The organism is Aerococcus sp. L_32 (assembly GCF_050689315.1).
In genome coordinates, this window is sequence record NZ_JBOEQF010000137.1 from 1 (window position 1) to 5,642 (window position 5,642).

The window sequence follows — 5,642 nt, forward strand, 5'->3', positions numbered from 1 at the left end:
ATTGTCATACTCCTTAACAGCATTTTGGGCACTGTTGGTAACACCTGCCCCTGGTTCAATTGCTGTAATAGATGAATCATTTTCATCCGTGAGGTCGGTAATCGAATTGATATCTTCCATATATGTTGGAACAGTTAATGCTGAAATAGCACCTTCTAGGTTAGCCCCTAAATCAACCATCGAGTCACCATATTTCTCTGCATAGGCCTGGTGCGTTGTAGGCACCCAACCGCCGACCATAGCATCCAACTGCCCTTCTGCAACCGAACTAAACATGATGGCCGGGTCTACTGTTGTAATTTGTACGTTGAACCCTGCTTCTTTTAGCACCTGTGCCAGGACATTTGTTGAAGCTATTTCAGACTCCCAATTCACAGTTGCTAGAGTCACTGTTTGGCCACCAGAAGCAGAACCTACAGTCGTTTTATACGAATCTTCACTGCCAAAGGTAAATAATAACCCTATAACTGTTGCTACTAATAAACTCATTTTCTTAAACATTTTTACACTCCCGAAAATAATCTTCCTTAGTTACAAATGTTCGACTACTTACTTTTTATAAAAAAACAGGAGGGGCTAGTATTGCCTCACTCCTGTTATAAGCTCGTCGAGACGTTACTGTTCATTAATTATTACGAACAGCATTGTCAAGCTTTTATTCAATTATTCTTCATTAGCTAACCATTGATTGACTGTTTCTTGATTTTCTTCAATCCATGCTTGTGCTGCAATTTGAGGATCAGCACCGTCATTGATTTCAGCCATTACAGATTCCATATCCTCAACTTCCCAGAAGAAGTTGTCTAAGATTTGATAAGCTTCTGGCATGTCATCTTGTAATCCTAGGCGAACCATTGTATTGATTGTTTCACCGTCTCCAAAGATACTTTCAGTATCTTCTAGATATTTCAAGTCATACTCTTGGAACATCCAGTGTGGTGACCAACCAGTAATAATGATTTCTTCTTCATTCGCAATAGCTGTACCTAATTCAGTCGTCATGGCACCTGAAGATGATGTTTGAACTGTCCAATCACTTAGGTTGCTGTATGTACCTACTGCCTCTTCTGCAGCCGCTACAACACCAGCACCAGGTTCAATACCTGTAATTGTTTGGTTCGCTTGGTCACTTAAGTCCTCGATCGAGTTCACATCTTCCATGTAAGTTGGTACGGTTAAACCTGTAATCGCTCCCTCTAAGTTAGGACCTAAGTCCTCCATTTGATCACTGTATTGTTCATATTGAGGTGCGTGCGTATTTGGTAACCAAGCACCAACCATCGCATCGGCTTCATTTGACGCAACTGATGACCACATAATGGCATTATCTAATGGCGTAGTTTCTACTGTATAGCCTGCTTGACGTAAAACTTCTGCGATAACATTTGTAGAAGCAATTTCAGTATCCCATGTTACGTAAGATAAATTAATATTTCCTTTACTTCCAACAGAAATAAGGTTAGAAGCATTTGAACTGTAAGCACCCGCACTTCCGAAAGTAAGAACTAATCCCAAGACTGCAATGACTGCAATCCAGATACCTTTAAGTTTTTTCTTCAAAATAAATTCTCCCTTCTTTGACTTAGCTATTTTTATCAGCTGTGAAACGATGTGTTAAGCGGTCAATCAAGATTGCTAAGATAACAATCGCTAGACCTGACACAAACCCTGAACCCACTGAGGCACGTTGTAGAGCTGTTAATACTTGGCGACCTAGACCTGGTGCACCAATCATTGAAGCTGTAACAACCATAGACAAGGCAAGCATAACTGTTTGGTTTACACCAGCCATAATTGTCGATTTAGCTAAAGGTAATTCTACTTTGAATAGTTTTTGTTTACCAGTTGAACCGAAGGCATCTGCTGCTTCAACTAACTCAGTAGAGATTTGTTTGATCCCTAATTCAGTGAATCGTACTGTTGGTGGTAAGGCGAAAATTACTGACGCGAATGTACCAGGTACAATACCGATACCGAAGAAGGCAACGGCTGGAATTAGGTAAACAAAGGCTGGCATTGTCTGCATGAAGTCTAAGATCGGTTTTAGGATATTGTGGACAGTTTTATTCTTTGCGGACCAAATCCCTAAAGGTACACCGATAATAATTGAGATTACACTAGAAACCAGTACCAATGTCACTGTGTTCATTAATTCTGACCATAAACCTTGGTTTAAAATGTAACCCAAACCAACTAAGGCGAAGGCAGATAATGATAATTGCTTCTTACTTGCAAAATAAGCAATCACTGCCACGATTAGTATAAAGGCAAATGGTGGAATTAATAATAGTAAGTTCGTAATACCGTCCATAAAGGTTGAACCACCATTTTGAATAGCACCAAAAAGACCTGATAGGGTTACGGTTAACCAGTTTGTTGCTGCTTCAACCCAATCCGCCACTGGCAGTTTAGGGAGTGGATACATAGCTAAATTAAACATTCAATTCTTCCTCCTCTTCAACTTCATTATCACCATTGTCATTTGCTAAACTATTGATAACCATCTTAGAGCTTACCATTCCTAATAGTTCGTTTTCCTCATCTACTACTGAAATTGGCATAAACGCATTACCCATCACATCATAAATATCATTGATAGATGTTTCTGGATGAACTGTTGGATGGTCTGTACGAATAATGGATTCAACAGATAGATATTGTTTATTTTGATTGCCTTTAATCATTTTGGCAACATCAGTATCACGAACGTAACCTAATAATTCACGTTTATTATTTACCACCATTAAGAAGGTATAGTCTTCCTCTTCCATAAGATGCAACGCCATTCTGGCACCATGCTTCTCAACATTTAATAAGACGTTAGGGCGTTTCATAGCATGTTCAGCTGTAAGGACTTTAGAACGGTCAACACTTTCAACAAACCGTTCAACGTAATCGTTAGCTGGATTCGTTAAGATTTCTTCACCAGTACCTACTTGAACGACTTCTCCGTCTTTCATTAAGGCGATACGGTCACCGATTCTTAAAGCTTCATCCAGGTCATGGGTAATGAAGACGACTGTTTTGTTTACACGCTCTTGTAACTCAACTAACTCATCTTGCATGTCACGACGGATTAATGGGTCAAGCGCTGAGAAGGCTTCATCCATTAATAGGATTTCCGGGTCGTTAGCTAGGGCACGTGCTAAACCAACCCGTTGTTGCATACCACCAGATAATTGGTTTGGATATTGGTCTTTAAAAGTTAATAGACCAGAGTTTTCTAGTGCTTTTTCAGCAGCTTTTTGACGTTCTTCTTTGCTGACACCTTGAATCTCCAAACCGAATTCTGTATTTTCAAGAATTGTTTTGTGTGGGAATAAGGCGAAGCTTTGGAATACCATACTCACTTTTTTACGTCTGATTTCACGTAATTCATCTTTACTAGCACCTGTCACGTCATCACCTAAAATTGTGATGTTACCCGCTGTTGGTTCGATTAAACGGTTGATCATACGTAACATAGTTGATTTACCTGAACCAGATAATCCCATAATTACGAATGTTTCACCTTGCTTAATATCTAAACTGGCGTTGTCGACCCCGACTGTGGCACCTGTTTGTTGAACGATTTCCTCTTTAGACTTTCCTTCATTTAATAGTTTTTTCGCTTTCTCAGTTTGAGCGCGTGATCCATAAATTTTTGTTAAATTCTCAATTTTTACTGCTGTAGTCATCATAATCCTCCTTTATTTTGACACTTTGTTATAAAACGCAACGTAAACTCACCATATTACCGTAACATGTTCACCGAAAATTTTCAAAGAAAGACCCTTAAAAAGGTTGATTTGACAAGTTTTCACAAAATGAACATTTTTTATGTTAACTTTCTACACCCCTTTAGACTGAAAATGAAAGGGCTTAATTTCACAAACTTCTAAAAGTACAAGCATTGTTCTATTTGGAAACTTTCATGAACAAATAAAAAAGCACTACACCCAAAGGATGCAATGCCCGCCATGATGGTCTATTCACTTTCTTTTACACTTTTTAAAATCCAATAGCCTTTACGGCGTTCGATTTCTTCAACGTTACCAAAGACCTCTTCTAATTTCTTCATAGCTGAAGGCGCCCCTTGTTTCTTTTGTAAAACTACATAAATTTCACCACCTGGTTTTAGATAGTGAATAGCTTCACTCATAAAATGATGCACCATTTCCTTACCCGCACGGACTGGCGGATTCGTTAGAATGACACCGAAATCTCTTTTGGCAATGGCTTCATAGGCATTTGACACTTGAAAAGTGACGTTGTCAACATGGTTAGCTGCCGCGTTGTCCTTAGCCAGACCAATTGCCCGCTCAGAGATGTCTACACCGTAAATGGCACGGTCAGGCAACATAGTCCCCATAATGACCCCTACAGGCCCGTAGCCAGCGCCCAAATCAAGCAGGTCGCCTGGTGCAAGTTGGTCAAGGTCCAAGGCTTCAAGCATGACCCGGGTCCCAAAATCTAAATTATCCCTAGAAAAGACGCCTGAGTCGGTCTTGAAGGTAAATGACCGGTCGAAAATCACGGTCTCGTATTGTTTAAAGTCGTGTCCAAGATCTTCATTGTTTTCGAAGTACTGATGACTCTCTTTCATGAACACCCTCCGTTCTATATCATTACTATTTTCATTGTTTTTGTAAATGCACATTATCATCTCTCCCATTTTATAGTTTGTGTGGACTAGGCGCAAGTAGGTAAAATCTGCTTGATACTTTTGTCAAAAAGAAAAAGTGCCCCACTCAGACCTTGTAGTCTGAATAAGACACTAACTTACATACGTTCACTTTCTTTAAATCAAAATCTAGGCTTGCTTAGCCCGCTTGAACCGCTTGCCAATTAAACCATTTGGTGCAAACAAGAGTGTCAACAAGAAGGTTACAAAACCTGCGAAGGCGATGGTTCCTGAAATGGACACGTTAAAGTAGATGGCTACATAGTACCCAAGGACACTGTTGATTACCCCGTACAATAAGGCTACTAGCAACATGATGGATAACCGTTTTGACAGTAAATGGGCACTCAAGGCTGGCGCTACCATTAGGGAGATCACTAGGATTGCACCGACGGTATCAAAGGCAACAACGGTGGTGATGGAAACAAGTGTCATCAAGACCAGATTCAAGAACCCAACCGCTACACCGATGGATTTCGCGTAAACGGGGTCAAAAATGCTGACTTTGAGTTGTTGGTAGGTCACTGCGACAAAGGTCAGATTAATCACCAACATGACAAACATTCGGGCGAAGGAAATCGGCACCTGGATACCAAAGATTTCCATAGTATTTAAGGTCGCAAAGACCACTTCACCGCTCAAGACCACATCAACATCTAAGTGAACATTTCGCGCGTATTTTGAAATCAGAATGATGGCAAGAGCAAAAAGCAAGGTAAAGACCAAGCCAGTGGCCGCATCACTTTGGATGGCAAACTTGTTGACCACGTATTCAATGGCATAGACAGTCATCACACCAAATAGGGCTGCCCCCACAAATAGGATCGGTGAATCTAGGTCGCCGGCAATAAAGTAACCAAGGACAATCCCTAGTAAAACTGTATGCGACAAGGCGTCAGCCACCATGGCCATGTTCTTCAAAACTAAAAATACCCCGAGCAAGGCGCAGGAAACGGCCGTAATCATTACAACTGATAAA

The 5,642-nt window shown here is 40.5% G+C and carries 4 protein-coding genes and 1 pseudogene; all 5 read right to left on the bottom strand.

Annotated features, from left to right (window positions below; translation table 11 throughout):
- Positions 1-501 (bottom strand): glycine betaine ABC transporter substrate-binding protein (locus tag ACRCJ0_RS08865; RefSeq protein WP_431390214.1); only part of this gene is annotated, 501 nt, incomplete at its 3' end.
- 162 nt (positions 502-663) lie between these two features.
- A pseudogene (locus tag ACRCJ0_RS08870) lies at positions 664-2,425 on the bottom strand (ABC transporter permease/substrate binding protein).
- 7 nt (positions 2,426-2,432) lie between these two features.
- Complete coding sequence (locus tag ACRCJ0_RS08875) at positions 2,433-3,677, bottom strand: quaternary amine ABC transporter ATP-binding protein (RefSeq protein WP_431390216.1); 1,245 nt, start codon at positions 3,675-3,677, stop codon at positions 2,433-2,435.
- A 290-nt stretch (positions 3,678-3,967) separates the two neighbouring features.
- Positions 3,968-4,585: a class I SAM-dependent methyltransferase gene (locus ACRCJ0_RS08880; RefSeq protein ID WP_326132871.1), complete on the bottom strand. Its 618-nt coding sequence runs from the start codon at positions 4,583-4,585 to the stop codon at positions 3,968-3,970.
- Between the two features lie 207 nt (positions 4,586-4,792).
- On the bottom strand, positions 4,793-5,642 hold an 850-nt coding region (locus ACRCJ0_RS08885; protein WP_431390215.1), incomplete at its 5' end, for a metal ABC transporter permease.